The organism is Singulisphaera sp. GP187 (assembly GCF_900129635.1).
Classification (GTDB): domain Bacteria; phylum Planctomycetota; class Planctomycetia; order Isosphaerales; family Isosphaeraceae; genus Singulisphaera.
In genome coordinates, this window is the sequence record NZ_FSRB01000002.1 from 599276 (window position 1) to 617123 (window position 17848).

The window sequence follows — 17848 nt, forward strand, 5'->3', positions numbered from 1 at the left end:
CGGAGCGTGGGTGTTCCGGGGGGCGTTGAATCAAATCAAAGAGGGCGCGAGGCCGGAGGCCAGGTGGGGCCGGACCGCGGGGAGAGCAGCAGGTAAGGGGCCAGCCAGTTCCAAGGTTCGGATTCGGGCTCCGGCTTGCGGGCGTTCGACCAGCCCTCGGCTTCGGTTCGCCGCTGGGCCAGCATGATCCAGCGCTCGAGTAACCGGGCCACCGTGGGGGGCGTGACGACCCCGGAATAAACGTGGGTGGCCCCCAGTTCGCGAGCCAAGACGGCCACGCCGTCATGCGCACCGGGGTCGAGCACCAGGACCAGGGCCGAAGGGACCGCTCGGGTCGCCCGCTCCAGGTCGTCGAGGCCGGCCCGAGGCCGCCGGTCCAGATCGATCACCAAAATCGGGCTGGTCGTCCCGGCCAGCGCCCCTTCCAGGTCGGCGAGCGACCGCGACTCGGTCAGCCGGATCGGCCAGGCGGCCAACCTTGGCCGCAACTGCCGAACCCAGTTGCCCAACCGCTCGTGGATGATCAGCGGCAGATTTGCCAAGAGCGCAACCACTCCCCAACAAAGAAGTTTCGAGACGACCCCCAGCCCTGTCGTTTCCTCCGAATGGGGAACCCCCAAACGAGAAAAGTTCTGCGTTGCAAAAAAAAGAATGAAATGAGGAGGGGCGATCGGTCGGTCACCAATTCCGACGACGGCCCATCCCCATCGAGTGATTTTATCAGCTTGGCCGCTCCGCGGCGAGGGTTGAACCGCTGCGTTTGGAGCCGGTTTCGCTTGAACGGTTCGGGGACGAAGGTAGAATTGGAATGGAAATCGCAGGAAGAAAATTCGCGCGCTGAGTGTTTGAACCGCGAGAGAGGTCAGTCCCGACCATGCCCGACCGCGATTATTATGAAGTCCTTGGGGTGGCGCGCGACGCTACGGCCGACGCGATCAAGAAAGCCTATCGCACGCAGGCACGGAAGTATCACCCGGACGTCAATCCCGGTGACAAAAAGGCCGAGTCTCGCTTCAAAGAGGTGCAGCAGGCTTACGACATCTTGTCTGACCCGGAGAAGCGCGCGCTCTATAATAATTACGGCAACGCGGCGTTCGAGGGAGCCACGGCGGGACCGCGGGCGGGAGCCCACGAATGGACGGCGCGCCAGGCGGGCCCGGGCTCCGGGTACGACCAGTCGTTCGATTTCAACGACTTTTTTGGACCGGGAGGCGCGGCGGGGGCCGCCGAGGCCGATCCGTCGGGGGGCGGTATCTTCGAGGAGTTGCTGGGCCGGATGCGCGGCGGTAAGGGGCGGCAGCAACGGCCGACGGGACCTCGGCCCGGCCGAAACGTCGAGGCCCACCTGACGATCCCGTTCATCACCGCGATCCGCGGCGGCGAGACCAAATTCGACATCGAACGCGAGGATGGCAAGCACGAGACCCTCGCCGTCAAGGTTCCGCCCGGTGTCGAGACCGGGGCCAAGCTGCGGCTCCGCGGCCAGGGGGAGCCGGGTGAGCAGGGCGGCGCCCGAGGCGACTTGACGATCCATGTCACCGTCGAGCCCCACCCCTACTTTACCCGAGACGGACGCAACCTTTCGGTCGAAGTGCCGATCACGGTCCCCGAGGCGGCCCTGGGCGCCAAGATCGTGGTGCCCACGCTTGACGGGACCAAGTCGTTGCCGATTCCGCCGGGCACTTCGAGCGGCCAGAAGCTGCGGCTCCGCGGCCAGGGCGTTCCCGAATCCGGGGGCAAGCCGGCGGGGGATCTGTTCCTCATCCCCAAGATTGTCGTGCCGAAGAAGGTCGACGAGACCAGCCAGCGCCTTATCCAGGAGTTCGCCGAACGGAACCCGCTCAACCCGCGTGAAGGTATCTGGTGAGCTCACCGGGGAGAACCGAGCCAGTCCAACGGATCGGGGCCTTCGACCAACCATGAGACCGACGACAATCACCATCATCCCCCGTGACGTGGTGGCCGAGAAGCTCGCGATCGCTCCGGCGGTTCTCATGCGGTACGAGGCTCGCGGACTCGTCCGGCCGGTCCGCGAGGGGGCCGTCGAGGGGTACAGCCCGGCCGAAGTCCGCCGAATCTGGACCATCCTCACCTTTCAACGCGACCTTGGGATTAACCTGGCGGGGGTTGAGACGATCCTCAAGCTCCGCGATCAGATGGCCCAGATTCATCGTCGGCTCGACGCCTTTGCTCGGGAACTCAGTGACCTGATCGAGCGCGATTCCGGCTCCGGCTCTGGTTCCGACTCGAACGTTGAGACTGATGCCTGAACCTCCTCCCAGTCGCCTGAGTCGTCTTTTGAAAGAGCATCCGCGCGAGCGGCCTCGGTTCGCCCGGGCGGTTGCCAGCTTGCTGGGCGCGGGGCTCGTCGCGTTGGGCGCGTTTGGTTTTCTGGTCGTCTGGCACTTGATCCGCCGTGGCCGTTTGATTCGCGAGAACCTGTCTCCACCACGCAAGGTTCAGCTTCCCCCCATCGAGCCGACCCGGCCCAATGCCGTTGAGGAACGAGGATCAGGACCGTCATGACCCCGCCGTTGTCCCCAGTACCCCCTGTGACCTCGACCCCTTCGGCGACGTTTCGACCGTACGAACGCTTGAACGACCCGGCGGATTTCCGACGCGCCTTCGAACGCAAACGTTCGGCCTCCGACCCCCGAATGGTCGTGCACGGCGTCGAGAACGGCCGCGATTATCCCCGCTTGGGGATCTCCGTCGGCCGCAAGCGGATCCGCTCGGCCGCCGCGCGGAACGTTGTCAAACGCGCCATTCGCGAAGCGTTCCGCCTGAGCAAGGCCGAGCTCCCGCCCGGGCTCGACCTGGTGGTCGTTCCCCGCGGCCCCGGCTTGACCGCCGCCGAGGCCAGGCGAACTCTCCCCGGGTTGGCTCAGGCCATTGCGCGACGTATCGGTCTGAAGGCGGCGAAAGCTCCGACACCGCCATGAAGCTTGCTCCCGCTCTCGCCTCGCTGCCGCTCTGGCGCTGGCCCGCCCAGGCCGTCGCCAGTCTCCTGATCCTGGCGATTCTGATCTATCAGAAAACGCTGAGCCCCCTGCTCTCCCTGTTCGGCCCGGTCTGTCGCTTCGAACCGAGTTGCAGCCGTTACATGATCGGGGCGTTGCGTAAGTATGGCTTGATCACCGGCCTCCGCAAGGGGATCGGTCGGGTCTTGCGCTGCCACCCTTGGGATCCGGGCGGCTACGACCCCCCGTGATTCGTTCGCCTTTTCAGGCGAGCGAAACGAGGAAGCTCACCGGGCCTGGAGTGCTTGGTGGAGGTCTTCCCAGAGGTCGTCGGGGTCTTCCAGGCCGATGGAGAGGCGGATGAGGCCGGGGGTGTCGCCAGAATGAATGCAAATGGCGGCGGTCGGCGAATCGGGTCTCTTCGGATCCGCCTGTGGCGACGACGGGAAGCAGGAGACGAGCCAGGGCGGCACAGCTTTGAGTGCGAGCGTGCCGTTCTCGCGTAAAGCGTTCGAGGATAGGGTCGGCGGCGGGCTACTTGCTCTTACTCCCTGCCAGGTAGCCCGCAAGCGCGGCTGCGATCCCGGCGACCATGGTCATCGCCTTATCTGGCAATCCGGTCTTCGACTCCATGAGCGTCGCGATACAGATCCCGGCTATGAAAGCGATGCCAACAATCGCCATCACGAAGACGTGGACAATCAACGAAAGCCGACGCTTGTGGGCCTCCTCGTCCGCCTGGCATTTAAGTTTATGGTATGGGTGGCGTCTTCTTCCACCCGCCGCAACCGCGACTGGCGGACGTCCGGCGGCTCCGCGCTCCCGAGGGTGAAATCAACCTTCTTGTCGAGCAGCTTCGGTTCGTCGGGGTCCTTGGCCATGCCTTTAGAACCCCACCAGTTCGATGTCCAACGCGTCCGATGACGAGGCGACGCCGAAGTGCTTCCCCTCCTCCTTGGCCTCGACGGCGGTTTTGAACATCCCCAGAGCCACTCGAATCACATCCCCCTCGCTGAGACCCGTCCGGCTGGCGAGGCCGGAGAGGACTCTGTCGGCCTCGGGCGTCATGCCGAGGTTTCTCTCGATGCGGGCGGTTGCCGTTCCGCCCAGTGAAATCCCACCGGATGTGGTTACTTCATGCTGAGTACCCATGGCACACCTCCCTGGAATTTTAGCCTTTGAACAACTCCCCCTATTCTATCCTTAGAACGCCGGGGTGCCGTAAGCGCTCGAGATTCCCAGGGGGGAGGCCGCGATTGGCACTCCCGTCACTCCGCGCATCGGACCGCCCTTGGATCACTTCCGCTTGCGACGATCCGCTCGTTTTGCGTCGCGACGCCGTGCCCGCTCACGTGATTCCTCCAGGCGATGCGTCAGCACGTGTCCCGGATGGTTCCGAGCCCACCGATCGGGCAAGAGGTCCTCGACTCGTTCCGGGGCCACGCTCAGCGTCATCAGCACGTCCTTGACGTAGGCCCACGGCTCCAGACGATGACGCTTCGCCCCTGCCACTATCGTGCTCAACACCGCCGCTCGCGGTCCCGCATCCACATTCCCCAGGAACAACCAATTCTTCCGGCCGATGGCTTGGTCGCGGAGGCGACGCTCCGCCACGTTGTTGTCGATCGTCAGCCGGCCGTCCTCGGTGTAGCGGCACAACGCCTTCCACTGATTCCGCGCATAGGTCAGAGCCTGGCCCAACGCCGATTTCGGCAGCGACTGGTCCGCAAGCCGATCGAGGTCCCCTCGAAGCCGTTCCAGGATCGGCACCGCTTCTTGCGCACGCAGGGCCTGTCTCGCCTCAACGGACAACCCTCGGGCGCGATCCTCCACGTCGTATAACCGGCGGATCGCTTCCAGGATCAAACCCGCGTTCCCCGGCGACGACGACCGCGCATCGTAGAACTTGCGGCGGGCGTGCGCCCAGCAAGCGACTTCAAGGATCGCCGAAGGCGACCCGAGATAGAGTCCGTCATATCCGGCATATGCGTCAGCCTGAAGATAACCCGCGAAGCCGGCGAGGAACGTCGCCGGCCCGTCGCGTTTGCGACTCGCCGTATGGTCGTACACGTCGTAGGAATGATCCTCGTCCCCATGATAGAGCCAGAACCGTGTCGTCAGGCTCCCGGGAGCCTCGCCGCCCAGCGCCTTGACGGGGGTGTCATCGGTCCAGATCACCGGAGATTGGAGCACGAGCTGCTTCTGGAGGTCGTAGAGCGGCCCCATCAACTCGGCGGCCTTGCGGACCCAATCGCACAGCGTCGCACGCGGCAGGTGCAAACCGTAGCGAACCGAGATGTCCTCGAAGCGGTACAGGGTCAAGTGATCGATAAACTTGGAAATCAGCAATTGCGAAAGCAGACCCGCTCCCGCGATGCACCCCGGGAGCGGCCGCTCCGGTCCGTCGGGGCTTTTCACACCGTCGTGGCAGTGCGAGCACGCGTACTTGGGAAGGACGTGGACCCGGACCTCCAGGCGAGCCGGGATGAATTCGAGCTCACGCCGCTCATCCTCGCCGATGCGTGCCTTGGACCGGCCGCAGCATGAGCAAGTCTTGTCCGCCTCGGGCACGTCATGTTCGATGCGGACCTGGGGCAGGCGGCTGAAATCCAGCGTCCGCGATGGCCGGGACTTCCTCGGAGCGGCCGGCGTCGGGGCCTCCGGTTCGGCCTCGGGAGTCACCTCGAGGTCCTCGCCGAACGCGAAGAGATGACCTTGTCCGGGATCGTCGCATCGTTCGCTACGTCGCCCGTAGACATAGCGGCGGTACCGCTCCAACTCCTGGCGCAGGCGGTCGTTCTCTTGCGCCAACTCCTCATTGGCCCTGGTGGCTTGATCGAGTGCGGCGAGCAGGTCCTGGATCCGTTGCTGCATCGCATCGACGGGAGGGGCCGCGTCGCCAGAGACTGGCGGCGACGCGGGCGATTCGGGGCCGGATTGGGCATTTCGACCGAGAGGAATAGTCATCACTTGAATTATCGCATGCTCACCTCTGATTTCAAGTGGTTTTCCCGGGATTCTCCCTGTTTTTCTCAGGCCTCCGGTATCGTTTTCGTTGCTGGGCGTTCCCCAGGTCGATGCCGCCCAGGAGCATGGCGAGTTGGGCGGACCGGAGTTCGATCGGGGCGTCGGAGGAGGGCCGGAGGGGGACCTGGAACGAGCCGGCTTCGAGGCGATAGTACCAGATCGCCAGGCCATCGACATTCCAGTAGAGGATCTTGATGCGATCACGTCGGCGATTCAGGAAGAGGAAGAGATGGCCGGAGAGGAGCTCCTCCTGAGGGAAGGCTTGGCTGACGATTCCCGAGAGCCCGTCAAAGCTTTTTCTGAGGTCGACGGAGTCGGCGTGAAGGAGGATCCGCACGGTGTGTGGGACGCTCAACATGAGGTGTCCTCCATCCTCGCCGCGACGCGGGCGACGGTCTCGACGACCCGGCAGACGAGTTCGTCGCCCGCGGCGATGGGCAGGAGGATTCGTCCGCCGTCGGGGAGTCGGATGGTGAGGAATTCAGCGGAATCGCCGGATCGCGACTCGGGGGCGGCGGCGAGGATGACCGGCACGAATGCCGGTTCGCGAGCCGGAGAGGGGACAGGGCCAGGCGAATCCGAGGCGAGGCGTCGCTTCCAAGCGTGGAAAGACGCGGTCGAGATCCCTTGGCCGTGGCAGAACTGGCCGATGGTGAGACCGCTGTCGGACTGCTGTTGCAGTCGCCGACGCCAGAGGACTGGGAGGGCAGGATTGGCGGCACGTGGCATCTTCTGACTCCGGAGGACGAACAAAATGGTCCGTCTTCCAGGCTATCAGGCGGCACAAGACTGGCTATTTCGAGCGCTTACGGGGTGCCACGAGTTGTATTTAGCCCGTGAGCCAAAAACCCAGGCTATCACTCACGGGCTAAATACACAATAGTGTCCGGGATTCCTGATGGCGAGGAGGCTTTTCGTCAGGACATCCCAGAATAATTCGATTTGAACAGCCTTGCAGCCGCCTCCTTCGGTTTGGAGGGCGATCCCGGCGCATGCCGCGGCATGACCTCGTCCGCAGCGCGTGGACGGGCCCTGATCGCTTATTTGGGTTTTTCGGCACGCTTCCGCGCAACGCGGTCACGCTGTAATTGGCACTGACGCTCCCGCTCGCGAAGGATCGGCATGATCTCGTCCATCGTCGCCGTGCCGTTGGCCACCATTCCCAGCAGGCTAAACATATACTTGCTGGGGCGATTTCCTGTATGGATGTACATGAGCGTGACGCCGATCACGGCGACGTAGAAGCTCAACAGCACACCCTCGCGGCTGTGACTGATCAGATGATCGAACCGCGCGTAGCTTTTCAGCCAGCGGAAAAACAGTTCAACTTGCCATCTATGACGATATAATACTCCGATAATTGATGCGTCGGGCTCGAGCAGGGTCGTCAAGAGGTAGACCGGATTCTCGGGGTCATCCTTGGGGACGATGACCACTTCGCGAAGGACGATGCCCAGCGGTTTGCGATGCGTCGAGCCGGGAAAACGGACCAGTCGATCGGAGATGACGTCCGCGTCGCGGGCCTCTTGGGTGAGTTCCCTCGTCTCGGTCGTCTCGAGGTTGGGGGTGCGTTCTCCGGGTTTCCGGAACCGCATCACGAAATCCGCCGCCGGTTCTACGTGGGCCTTGATCAGCTTGAAGCTGAAGATCCCCCGGTCGTAGAGATGGATCGCCCCGGGGGTGATGGAGTACGCGGCGGTGGTCGCCTCGCTCTGGCCGGCCTCGGGGACGACGATCAGCTCGGGGAGCCAGGTTTGGGCATCGACATGGAAGTCGAGGCGAGCGCCGGTCTTGCCGCCGCGGCGGCGGACGCTCCAGGCCACTGAGGCGGCGGCATGAAGGAAGGTGCCATCGACGGCGAGGACCTGGCGGTGAAGCGAGCTCAGGGGATCGGCGGCCTGGTTCGGGTTGGGACTGGGCTTGAGAACGTTGCGTCGGAGCTGATCGAGGATCGGCTGCAAGCGAGTGTGGTCGGCCAACTTATTGAAGTCGGAGAGGGTGCTTTTGCAGAGTTTCTGGATCGAGAGGAATTTTTGGGCTTGTCGGGTTTGGCTGAAATCCTCGATCGTCCTGAGGGTCCGCAGAGTGGGGTTGAAGAAGGCCAGGAGCATGGCAACGAAGACGTCGTCGAGGAAGAGGTCGCGGTTGCCATGGGGGTCCTGGTCGCGAAGTTGTGCGATGAGCCGTTCGATCGAATGGATGTGCTTGGCCCCGACCACTTGATCGGGCCAGATGGGCAAATCACGAGAGAGCCACCCCGGTGCCCCGACCCGTTCAGGTCGCTGGGAAGGGGGAGTGTCAACCAGGGGTGGTTTCTTGGCCGCCATGACGAATACTGTGGCCGACCGTAACCAAAAGCGCAAGCGAAGATTTGATGAAGGTCAATCCCGGACACTATTGTAAATACAACCCGTGGCACCCAACGGCTATTACATCACTGCGGTTACCGATCAGAAAATCAAAGAAAACCGAGACCAACGGCTGAGGGAGGGGATCGAAAGCATCCATCTACATCGGCCTTTGACGGATATAAAAGTTTTTACGGGTGATTATAGCCAATGGAATTGCGGTCTTTGATTGATTGATTCTCGACTTACGTCGCCGGCAAAGTGATCCAGGTGAAGTCGAGGCGGCGCGGGCGCCCACGCTTCAGGCCGAGTCGAGTCTCGCGGACGAGACCCCAACCACCCTGCCCCCTGGCCGAGCCTTTTCGACTGCGCACGATTGCGTGGTTAAACGCGACGGCCTGGCGACGGTTAGGAGCATGGGGTATCACTGGCTGAGGCGGATGAGGATCCATCATGATCCGACCCATCGCGACGCTTGTCCTCGGGATCGCATTCCTTCTACCGATCGGGGCCCGATCGGCCGACGGGGCCGAACCGGCCTCGTACTGGCTGCGGCGGGCGCGGGAGCAGGCCGAGGCCGTCGAGGAGCCCGCGGCGCGGGCGAAGTTGTTCGGGAGGATCGCGGTCGCCTCCGCGCGGCTCGGCGACGAGCCGGCGTATCGTCGCGACATCGCGCGGGCGAAGGAGGCGATGGCGGCCGCGCCCGAGCCGCCGGAGTCTTCGCCCGTCGACTCGGCGGTGGGCGAGGCGATCCCCGCACTGATCGTGGCGCGGGCGAAGGCCGGCGATCTCCCGGGGGCGAAGGCCCTGGCGGAGGAGCACCTCAAGGGGCGTGACTCGTACCGCCACGCCTGGATGGCCGTGATCGCGGTCGCCGAGGCGGAGGCTGGCGACCTCGATGGGGCCCTGGCCACCATCAATGCGCTGGGGAAGTACGACCGGCCCGACGCCTTGGCGCAGGTGGCCGCGGCCCTGGCCCGCCGGGGTGACCCCCGGGCCGAGCAGGTCGTAAAGATGCTCGGAGACGACGGCCTGCTTGAGCGGTCTTTCGCCCTGGGCGCGATCGCCGTGGCCCAGGCCAAAGCCGGTCGATATGTCGAGGCCATCGCCACGCTTGAGAAGGTGGGCGATGAGCGCGTCCGGGTCGATTTCCACGTCGAGATCGCCGAGATCCAGGTCAGGGCCGGCGACGCCGAGGCCGCCCGCGCGACCGCCGCCACCCTCCCCGTGGAGCCTCAGCGCGACCTCGCCTACACCCGGGTCGCGCTCGCCGAGTTGGATCGGGGCGAGACCGCCGGGGCCAGGCTCACGGCTGCGAAGGTCTCCGAGGCGACGCCCCGGGCGCAACTGCTCCGCGCGATCGTCGAGGCCGATGCGCGTGCGGGCCGGCTCGACGCCGCCCGGCGGACGGCCGATTCGATCCCCGCGGGCGAGCGGGAGCGACGCGAAGCCTTCCACATCCTCGCCCATGCCCTCGCCGTTGCGGGCGACATCGATGGGGCCGTTCGGGTCGCCGAAGATCAGTCGGAGGTCGGGTGGCTGGCCGACATCGCCTTCATCACCCTCGACCGCAACCGCGACGCCGAGGCGCGGCGGGTCGTCGACCGGCTCCGGCGAGTCTCCCGCGCCCACCCGGAGGACGCAGGGCCGCTCGGCCCCCGCCTGGCCGTCCTCGAGGCCCGGCTCGGCGACCCGAAGGCGCTCGACCGGCTGACCGGGGTGCTGGATGCCCTGCTCCGCGCAGGGGACGACACCGACCGTCGCCGACGGATCGAGCCCATGCTCTTCGGTCTCTACATCGGCGCCGGGCGGATGGACGACGCCCGGCGGCTCGTCCGCGGGAAGCCGGCGCGGGATGTCGACAGCCTCATCACCTGGGCGGTCGCCGTAGCGGTCGAGTCGGGCCAACTCAAGCGTGCGGAGGAGCTGACGTTCCTCCTCCCGACCCCCGGTTCCCGTGAGCACTACGTCGCCCTCCTGGCCGTCGCCCACCGCAAAGCGGCCGCCGCCGCCGGCGCCGCGGTCTGGGTCGACCGCCTCCCCACCCCCCACGACCGCGCCGCCGCTTATCTCGGCCTGGCCGATCCGATCCTCTCGCGATGAGCTGCGGTTGGGAGCTGCGATAGACCTTGAGAAGCCGCGATCGAGTCGCCAGCCACTTCAATTGGGATATCTGGGAATTTCCGTGAAAATGGTGCCTGCCTTGTCGGACTATCCAGGTTTGCCGCTTTGCCGTCTTTAGGTGCCTGGTTACCATTCCGGTCCGCCTGGCGCAACGACGCCCTTGCGACGCGGAGGTGAAGAATTGTATGCCAGGAGTCAGCTTATCCAGATTGCGCAGATTGCTTCAAGATATAGGAATGTCCCCTGGTATGTAGCAAATCAGAGAGAATAACTCTTAACTCTCTGGCTCATAAAGACTTCCATAGTAGGAGTGGGATTTCTTCCCGGTCCTTTCTTGGAGGTCCATTCGCATGGCAACTCGCACTGCTTCCAGGCGGCATCGTCGCTCCCACGAGATTCAGAAGCCTACGGGAACCTTGCATCCCCGAGTGCAAGCCGTGGGCCCAGAACGGTTTGGGATCGTCAGCATCGATTGCGCCAAGGCACGATCCAAGTTCCTGCTGGCCGATTTCTATGGGACGGTCCTGCTCCCTCCCACGGTCATCAACCACGATCGCGGGGGGTTCGAGGCAGCGATTCATGCGGTCCACGCGGCGGCTCAGCGGCTTCGGCTCGGGGTGGTGATCGTCGTGGTCGAACGCACGGGGCGGTTTCACCTGCCGGTCCAGGCCGCGTTCCAGGCGGCTGGCTTTGAGGTCCGGATCGTCCATCCCTTCGCCACCAAGCAATTTCGCCAGCCCGCCGATCCCGGCAATAAAACCGATGACACCGACCTCTCCGCCATCCATCGCGCGGCGGTCAACGGTTTCGGACTCCTCGAGCACGAACCCGACCCCCTCTACGCTGACCTCCAACTCCTGGCTCGTCATCGCCGCGATCTTGTCACCAAGAACGTCACACTTCGAAACCAAATTCACGACCATTTTCAATTGATCATGCCAGGGTTTAGTGCGGTCATTGATCCGTTTGACAGCCCACTGCCGCTCTGGATCGTCAAGAACTTGCAATCGGCCGACGCGATTCTCGAGGTCGGTGTCCTCGGGCTCCTCAGGCGGCTTCGTGAGGCGGGATTCCATCCGCATCTGAAGACCGTCGAGAAGATCGTCGCCTGGTCCAAGGCGGCTCCCGCACAACATTCGCAATCGCCAAGTCATCTGCGGTTGCTCATGTCACTTGATGGAGATCGGATGACCAAGCTTGAGGCCATCCGGACCGTCGAAGGGGATCTCGCCGGGTTCCTGGCTCGCACCCCCTACGTGCTGTTGCTGGGAATTCCGGGGATCAACGTGGCGACCGCCGCCGAGTTCGCTGGCGAGATGGGGCCGATCGGCCGTTATCCCAAAGCCCGTTCGATCACCGGCCGCGCCGGGCTGTTTCCCTCGCGGTATCAAAGCGACACCGTCGACCGGAGCAACGGGGCGTTGGTGCGCCGCGGCAATCACTCGCTCCGCGAAGTGATCCTCCGGATCGCCGACAATTTGATCACATGTAATGATTATTTCAGGATCCAAGCCGCCAAGTGGCGATTGAGTGGCAAGGATCCGCGCGACATCCATGTCAAGGTCGGCGGCCGATTCTGCCGGATCGCCTACCAGATGGTGGCGGGGCAATCGGTCTACCGCCACCCGAGCTGTCAGCATCGGCATTATGTTCTTGAAAAACTGATCAAATTTTTGAACGAACACAATGTTGATTGTGCACGTACTATGTTGATCTTGGATTCGGCGGTGTGCCAGCTTCCCCGATCGGAGCATCGGTCGGAGGCGGTCCCGCTGACCGAGGAACTGTCGCGGCCCCGGTCGAAGCGGGGAACCGGTCCGCAACTTTTGGGCGAAATTCTCCCCGCGGTCTTGGCGAAGCTGGGGGTGAATTTGCTACCATCGAGCGTGTCAGGGGAGCCTGATCCCACAGAGTGACGACCCGGCCGAGGGACCGAATAACGTCGAATGTCCCCGTGGCGCAAAGCCGTGGTTAAAGCGTGGCGCTCTGTCCGATCACCAACGTCGGATCCGGCTGTGTGGGGTCACTCCCCTGATATGACCAGTGTGGCGAGCGTGATCTGCAGCGACAGAGATGGTCCATCGGCCCGCGGTTCGTCCCCGGAATCTGAACAAACCGCCAGTATTCCTGGCCGGGACGGGGCCACTTCGTCCCCAGGCTGCCCGCCCTCGTTTTGACCGATTCCTACATGGCTGTCTTTGGATTTCCGGCCCCGACACCGTTCGAGTGGGGCGGGAAGCGAGCCGCTCGTCGGCAGCGAGAGCGTCACCACCGGGTCGGCGGCTCGGGGGCATGCACGCGTGTCTCCCCCCCCCCCCCCTTCGCCGGGCCGGGAGACTCACTTATGGCTACAAGCAAGCCAAATGACCCACTAGGAATGACCCCTTTGCATTCCACGTTCGATGATTTCATAAATCCGGCCTGTTCGGGTCAGCCACTCGAATAGCTTGTCCGTAGGCACACTTTTATCCAGGGCACATAACCTTGACACCAGTTCTACGACCCATGGATCCTGGGTGCCGGAGCAATCGCATTCGGCCGCCGCCTGGCGGTATTCATTTGCCTGATCCTCTATGAGAGACCCGTTCGCGACGCCCTCGGAGACCATTCGATCAAGCCAGGGGGCGATGTCGCCACGAAAGGGGGTAGTGGCCAGAGCGGCACGAATGTCGCGTCGATAGTCATCAACGAGGGGACCGACGTGCGACTCAGCTCGCGAGAGAAGTTCCAGCATCTCCCTCACATTAGCGACTAGATCGCTATGATCCCATATCTCATTAAGTGATTTGCCAATAGCCAGTTGCCTTTTAAAGAGATATACAGGCAATGCTAACGAATTGCTGCCATTGTTAAGATCATGAAAATAGTTGGCATGATGCATCCATGGCCCTTTCTTGCTGGTGCTGAAGAAGGAACAAGACAGCTGGACGTGCGGATCATTCGTCAGTGAAAACAAAATATCGAAAATTAGTGGGTTTCCGATCCCGCCGTATCGCAATATGCCATTGATGGATGCTATTTCTCTCAGGCATTTGGCCAAGAGTTCCGCTTCTCCTGCAAATCTGTTGTATTCAGCCGCTGACAGTGCTCGGTCGACTGCCGGGGGGTTACCATTCCAGGATTCCAAAATACGAGCAATGTTCTGCAGCTGTAACCTCAATGAGGCAACGCTGCATCGATAATCCAAGTGTGCAAGAAGACAGGCCAGGAACAGACCAAGTTCCTTCCGTTCCTCAGCGGTGAACAGGCCAAGCTTAGGATAATCGCCCATTAATCCACACCCCGATGGAATTCCAGAAGGACGGATTCTGCTCCACGGTCACCGGCTTCGAGAACACGCACGATTCCGGGATGCCGACGCGGCGTAGCTCGGCGAGTGCCAGTCCGAGATCCTTTCGTCGGTGGCCGGTGACGATTATGACGGGAACCTTATTCCGGTTCGCGGTGGCGGCGATCTGGACACCGGCGAGTGGTGAGTAAGCTCGGAACACCATGTCTGCAACGCATCCGATCACCGGGGCACCCGAATTCAGCAGCTCGCACGCTTCCGTCGGGTCGCTGACGAGCAACAGTTCGCAGCGGCCGCCGATGATCTGCTTGATCTCGTTGAAGGCGAGGTCGCCGGCCTTCATATCATCGTCGGCGACTAGCAACGTCGGCCCTGAGATCGTCCGCACCTTGCTGGGGGCACGGGGTACGAGCCCCACCACTTTGATCCGATCGCGGATGGCGTTGCAGGCGGGGCCGAGCGCCGCCAGGAGGTTCCCATCGATACGATCGGGAATGAATGTGGCCGGGAGCAGGCCGAGCAGGTCGGTGGGCAGGTGGAAGTCGGTCTGCCCTCGGGGAGACACTAGGAACGTGCGATCCCGCCCCAACCGCCCGATGAACAGGCCGAGTTCGAAAATGACGTTGTCGCGCACTGCGGACGATTCTTTGCCGCGAATCTTCACGACATCGTCGGGGGCCAAGACGAAGACGCTGAAATCGACCGTGTAGAGGCAGCTCAAGAGGTCCGGTAGTGTGAAGCTCGATAGCTCGAAGACTCCCTGATTCCAGACCGTGACCTCGGCGTCGTAATCGAGGTTTTGTTGGATGGCGTAAGCTATCCGCAGGCCTTCGGCCGAGGAGCCGACAAAGACGCTTGGTTTCATGATCGACTGCCCTGAGGAACCGTAAAAAGAATGATCGGTGCCAGATTGTAATATACCGGATATTTGCCTCAGCGATTTGTGAAAGCGAACAACATCAATTTCGGATGGACGTACCGCCGGAGGATGCCATCGACTTGACTTTGCGAGGCCGACCGCGGCGTCTGGCCGGCTTCAGTGGAGCCAGGCCGGGCCTCGACTTGGCCCAACCGGACGTGCCGAGCGGCTGATCCTTCAGGACCGAGCGGCGGATCGCCGGCAACTCCGATTCCACTTGCGGGGCACATACCTTTTCACGCGGACATTAAAGGGGACATTCCAATAGTGTTCGGCACGAAATTTGCGACATCTCCACCCTGGCCAATCTTGCCCTCAAGGGCCGAAGTCGGTGGCCAGGCACCCAAAGTGAGAGTATTAATAAACGTGGGTGATATGTTAAGTCTAGCGATGAGAGCTCGTCTTCGCTGAGCCTCCCAGATATCCTAATTGAGGTGCCCGGCCACCGCCGCCCTGCCTGCTCTCGCTGTTCGGCCCGGTCTGTCGCTTCGAACCGAGTTGCAGCCGCTATATGATCGGGGCGTTGCGCAAGTATGGCTTGATCACGGGCGTCGGTAAGGGGATCGGCTGGGTTTTGCGCTGCCACCCTTGGGATCCGGGGGATGACCCCCCATGATTCGCTCGCCTTTTCAGGCGAGCGAAACGAGGAAGCTCACCGGGCCTGGAGCGCTTGGTGGAGGTCTTCCCAGAGGTCGTCGGGATCTTCCAGGCCGATGGAGAGGCGGATGAGGCCGGGGGTGATCCCTTGCCGGGCCCATTGGTCGGCGGATTGGCCGCGGTGGCTGGTGGTGGCCGGATGGCTGAGGGTCGTTGCCACGTCGCCGAGGCTGGGGGCGAACGGGATGTGGCGCAAGCCGCGGATGAAGGCGTCGGCTCGGCCGCGTTCGGTCAGGTCGATGGTCAGGATGGTGCCGAAGCCGCCTTTGAGGAGGCGGGCCGAGCGCGCGTGGTCGGGGTGGTCGGGCAGCCCCGGATAGTGGACGGCCGCCACTTCGCGGACGCCGGCCAAGCGCTCCGCCAGGTCGAGGGCCGTCGCGCAGGCGCGGGTCGACCGCAAGGCCAGGGTCGCGACCCCGCGGAGGGCGAGCCAGCTTTCGAATGGGTTGCCGGTCAGGCCGAAGGTCGAGGCCACGGTGGAGACCCGGCCGATCAGGTCGCCTCGGCCGGCGAGCAAGCCGAGGGTCAGGTCGCTATGGCCGCCGATCAGCTTGGTTGCCGAGTGCGCCACGACCTCCGCGCCCAGCTCCAGAGGGCGGCAGAGCAGTGGAGCGAACGTATGGTCGATCACGAGCGGTGCCTTGACCTCGCGCGCGACTTCGGCCAGGCCTTCGATGTCGGCCAGGCGGACCAGGGGGTTCGAAAGCGTCTCGGCGAAGACCACGCGCGTTTTCGGGCCGATGACCGCGCGGAGCGTGCTGGGGCGGGTGGCGTCGAAGGTCCGGTGCCCGATGTCGAAGCGGGCGAGCTCACGGGCGACCAGGGCGACCGTCCGGCCGTACAGACCCTCGGAGAGGGCCACCTCATCGCCCGGCCCGAGCAAGGTCAAAAGCAGGGCCGCTTCGGCCCCCATGCCCGAGGCGCAGACCAAGGCTGCCTCGGCCCCTTCGAGCGTGGCCACTTTCGAGGCCAGCCGCACGGCGTTGGGATGCCCGTCCCGCGCGTAGATGAAGCCGGGTTCGCGCCCTTCATAGAGCGCATCGATCTGGTCCAGCCCCTCGATCCGATAGACCGCGCTCAGTTCGATCGGCGGCACCAAGGGGGCCGTTCGCGACGGCGGTTCCTCCGCCGGTCGGGCGCAAGTCGTTGAGTCATCGGGGGGCTGAGGCGAGGCCATCGGTTTCGGTCCTGGGGCTACTCTTCTCGGGGCCTTGCCCTGATTAGCTGGCGCTGCTGGTCGCGGAGCCGCCTTTGCGGTGGAATCGCGCGGCCACGCCGAGCAGGGCGATCATTTCGCCCAGGCTGCGGAGGGCGCCTCGCAAATTACCGGCGGCGCGTGCTTCCCCCTCCTGGCGGCGGTGCTGGGCGAACTGGGTCCAGTCGAGCGACCAGGCCTGCTCGATGGCGTGCGCCTGGATCTTGCGGGTCAACTCGGAGAATCGATCGATCACTTCGAGAGTGATCGGGCAATCGGCGGAGCGGTAGGGGTGATCGGCGACAAGTTCGACGGTCGGCGCCCGTCCTTTGAACATCTTTGCCAGGGTGCTCTTCCAGTTCCCGCGTTTCTTGCCGTTCGCCGGTTCCTTGGAGGCGGGGGTGGTGGAGAGGTCGTCGGCGGTATCGGGCTCAACCCAGGGGCCGACGCGGAGGACGAGCACCGTGACGTTGTCGTGGCCCCCGCGCAAGTTGGCGAGGCTGACCAGATAGCGGCAGGCGTCCTTGGGGTGGAAGTTGGCCGCGAAGACGCCGAGCTCAGGGTCGGTGACGGGGCCGGAGAGACCGTCGGAGCAGAGCAGATAGACATCGTTGGGCTCGACGGCCAGGGGGCCTTCGATGTCCACCTCGACGTTGGGGTCGGGGCCCAGGCTCCGTGTGATCACGTTTTTCGGGACGGCGACGTTCGCGTGCTCGGACGAAAGATGATTGCGCCTGACCAGCTCCCAGACCAGGCTATGGTCGAAGGAGAGTTGGTCGATCCGGCCGTTGCGGATCCGATAGACCCGGGAGTCGCCCACGTGCGCGATCAGGGCCCCTTGGGGCAAGAGCAGGAGCGTCGAGCAGGTGGTTCCCATCCCCTGGAAGTCGCGATTGGCGGTGGCCCGGCTGTGGATCAGCGTGCCGACCTCGCGATAGGCCTTGGTGATCGCTTCGGATGGGGTGTTGGTCTTGGTCTTGGTGTAGTTGTGGGGGATGTTGTCGCAGGCCATCTTGCTGGCCAGCTCACCGACCGCGTGCGCCCCCATACCGTCGGCCACCATGTACAGGTGCCCACGCTGACGCCAGACCTCGGCGGTCGAGGCGCGGACCACCGAGTGGCTGTCTTGGTTATTCGAGCGACGCATCCCAGTATCGGTTGCGGCGGCGTCGGTGATGATGTCGTCCCAGTTCACGACCCGGCCTTGTGTCTATATACGCCTGCGACCTTGGAGACCACACCCGACCTAACCTTAGGTCACAGTGAGGAAGCAGGGTTCACATCTTGAGAACGCCCTAAGCTAAGCCTATTGACCGTCGCCCTGAGCCA

General features: G+C 63.6%; 19 protein-coding genes. 8 read left to right on the forward strand and 11 right to left on the reverse strand.

The features are described from left to right. Positions 1–35: 35 nt before the first annotated feature. Complete coding sequence (locus BUS42_RS45405) at positions 36–542, reverse strand: hypothetical protein (protein ID WP_254053816.1); 507 nt, start codon at positions 540–542, stop codon at positions 36–38. Between the two features lie 332 nt (positions 543–874). Between BUS42_RS45405 and BUS42_RS26810 the strand changes: the two genes are divergently transcribed. The 5 genes from BUS42_RS26810 to yidD (BUS42_RS26830) are packed head-to-tail and all read left to right on the forward strand — an operon-like array spanning position 875 to position 3211. Beyond that, positions 875–1867: a DnaJ C-terminal domain-containing protein gene (locus BUS42_RS26810; RefSeq protein WP_074312147.1), complete on the forward strand. Its 993-nt coding sequence runs from the start codon at positions 875–877 to the stop codon at positions 1865–1867. Between the two features lie 52 nt (positions 1868–1919). Continuing rightward, positions 1920–2270, forward strand: coding sequence for a chaperone modulator CbpM (locus tag BUS42_RS26815; protein ID WP_074312149.1), 351 nt, complete (start codon positions 1920–1922; stop codon positions 2268–2270). Further along, positions 2263–2526, forward strand: coding sequence for a hypothetical protein (locus BUS42_RS26820; protein ID WP_074312151.1), 264 nt, complete (start codon positions 2263–2265; stop codon positions 2524–2526). Before BUS42_RS26815 ends, BUS42_RS26820 begins: the two co-directional genes overlap by 8 nt. Then, entirely contained in the window at positions 2523–2942 is a 420-nt protein-coding gene (gene rnpA / locus BUS42_RS26825) for a ribonuclease P protein component (RefSeq protein WP_074312153.1), read from the forward strand. The genes BUS42_RS26820 and rnpA overlap by 4 nt, the downstream gene beginning before the upstream one ends. After that, positions 2939–3211 carry a membrane protein insertion efficiency factor YidD gene (yidD, locus tag BUS42_RS26830; protein ID WP_074312155.1) on the forward strand — a complete coding sequence of 91 codons (273 nt, stop codon included), beginning with the start codon at positions 2939–2941 and terminating at the stop codon, positions 3209–3211. The genes rnpA and yidD (BUS42_RS26830) overlap by 4 nt, the downstream gene beginning before the upstream one ends. Positions 3212–3661: 450 nt before the next feature. Here yidD (BUS42_RS26830) and BUS42_RS45410 read toward each other — a convergent pair whose 3' ends face one another. The 6 genes from BUS42_RS45410 to BUS42_RS26865 form a co-directional block, all read right to left on the reverse strand. After that, positions 3662–3841 carry a hypothetical protein gene (locus BUS42_RS45410; RefSeq protein WP_254053817.1) on the reverse strand — a complete coding sequence of 60 codons (180 nt, stop codon included), beginning with the start codon at positions 3839–3841 and terminating at the stop codon, positions 3662–3664. A 4-nt stretch (positions 3842–3845) separates the two neighbouring features. Then, positions 3846–4112 carry a hypothetical protein gene (locus tag BUS42_RS26845; protein ID WP_074312159.1) on the reverse strand — a complete coding sequence of 89 codons (267 nt, stop codon included), beginning with the start codon at positions 4110–4112 and terminating at the stop codon, positions 3846–3848. A 144-nt stretch (positions 4113–4256) separates the two neighbouring features. Then, positions 4257–5927 (reverse strand): IS66 family transposase, encoded by a 1671-nt coding sequence (gene tnpC / locus BUS42_RS26850; protein WP_074306046.1) that lies wholly within the window; start codon positions 5925–5927, stop codon positions 4257–4259. A gap of 31 nt (positions 5928–5958) precedes the next feature. After that, a complete protein-coding gene (tnpB, locus tag BUS42_RS26855) occupies positions 5959–6345 on the reverse strand; it encodes an IS66 family insertion sequence element accessory protein TnpB (protein WP_074306044.1) in 387 nt (128 codons plus the stop codon). Further along, positions 6339–6716 (reverse strand): IS66 family insertion sequence element accessory protein TnpA, encoded by a 378-nt coding sequence (gene tnpA, locus BUS42_RS26860; protein WP_074306042.1) that lies wholly within the window; start codon positions 6714–6716, stop codon positions 6339–6341. The genes tnpB and tnpA overlap by 7 nt, the downstream gene beginning before the upstream one ends. Positions 6717–7027: 311 nt before the next feature. Then, complete coding sequence (locus tag BUS42_RS26865) at positions 7028–8314, reverse strand: IS4 family transposase (protein WP_254053251.1); 1287 nt, start codon at positions 8312–8314, stop codon at positions 7028–7030. A 474-nt stretch (positions 8315–8788) separates the two neighbouring features. On the opposite strand from BUS42_RS26865, the gene BUS42_RS46160 reads away from it, so the two are divergent. After that, positions 8789–10438, forward strand: a complete 1650-nt coding sequence (locus BUS42_RS46160; RefSeq protein WP_074312161.1) for a hypothetical protein — start codon at positions 8789–8791, stop codon at positions 10436–10438. A gap of 458 nt (positions 10439–10896) precedes the next feature. Next, positions 10897–12375: an IS110 family transposase gene (locus BUS42_RS26875; RefSeq protein ID WP_159452259.1), complete on the forward strand. Its 1479-nt coding sequence runs from the start codon at positions 10897–10899 to the stop codon at positions 12373–12375. A gap of 455 nt (positions 12376–12830) precedes the next feature. On the opposite strand, the gene BUS42_RS43095 is transcribed toward BUS42_RS26875, so the two are convergent. Next, positions 12831–13730 (reverse strand): hypothetical protein, encoded by a 900-nt coding sequence (locus tag BUS42_RS43095; RefSeq protein ID WP_143206524.1) that lies wholly within the window; start codon positions 13728–13730, stop codon positions 12831–12833. After that, positions 13714–14613: a TIR domain-containing protein gene (locus BUS42_RS26885; protein ID WP_074312165.1), complete on the reverse strand. Its 900-nt coding sequence runs from the start codon at positions 14611–14613 to the stop codon at positions 13714–13716. Before BUS42_RS26885 ends, BUS42_RS43095 begins: the two co-directional genes overlap by 17 nt. Positions 14614–15133: 520 nt before the next feature. Between BUS42_RS26885 and yidD (BUS42_RS26895) the strand changes: the two genes are divergently transcribed. Beyond that, the gene (gene yidD, locus BUS42_RS26895; RefSeq protein WP_256386225.1) at positions 15134–15283 is read left to right on the forward strand and encodes a membrane protein insertion efficiency factor YidD; all 150 of its coding nucleotides are present in this window, start codon (positions 15134–15136) and stop codon (positions 15281–15283) included. Between the two features lie 36 nt (positions 15284–15319). On the opposite strand, the gene BUS42_RS26900 is transcribed toward yidD (BUS42_RS26895), so the two are convergent. Together BUS42_RS26900 and BUS42_RS26905 are read right to left on the reverse strand one after the other, a co-directional pair. Then, a complete protein-coding gene (locus BUS42_RS26900; protein WP_074312171.1) occupies positions 15320–16501 on the reverse strand; it encodes a trans-sulfuration enzyme family protein in 1182 nt (393 codons plus the stop codon). A gap of 43 nt (positions 16502–16544) precedes the next feature. After that, positions 16545–17714 carry a PP2C family protein-serine/threonine phosphatase gene (locus tag BUS42_RS26905; RefSeq protein WP_074312173.1) on the reverse strand — a complete coding sequence of 390 codons (1170 nt, stop codon included), beginning with the start codon at positions 17712–17714 and terminating at the stop codon, positions 16545–16547. Between the last annotated feature and the right edge of the window lie 134 nt (positions 17715–17848).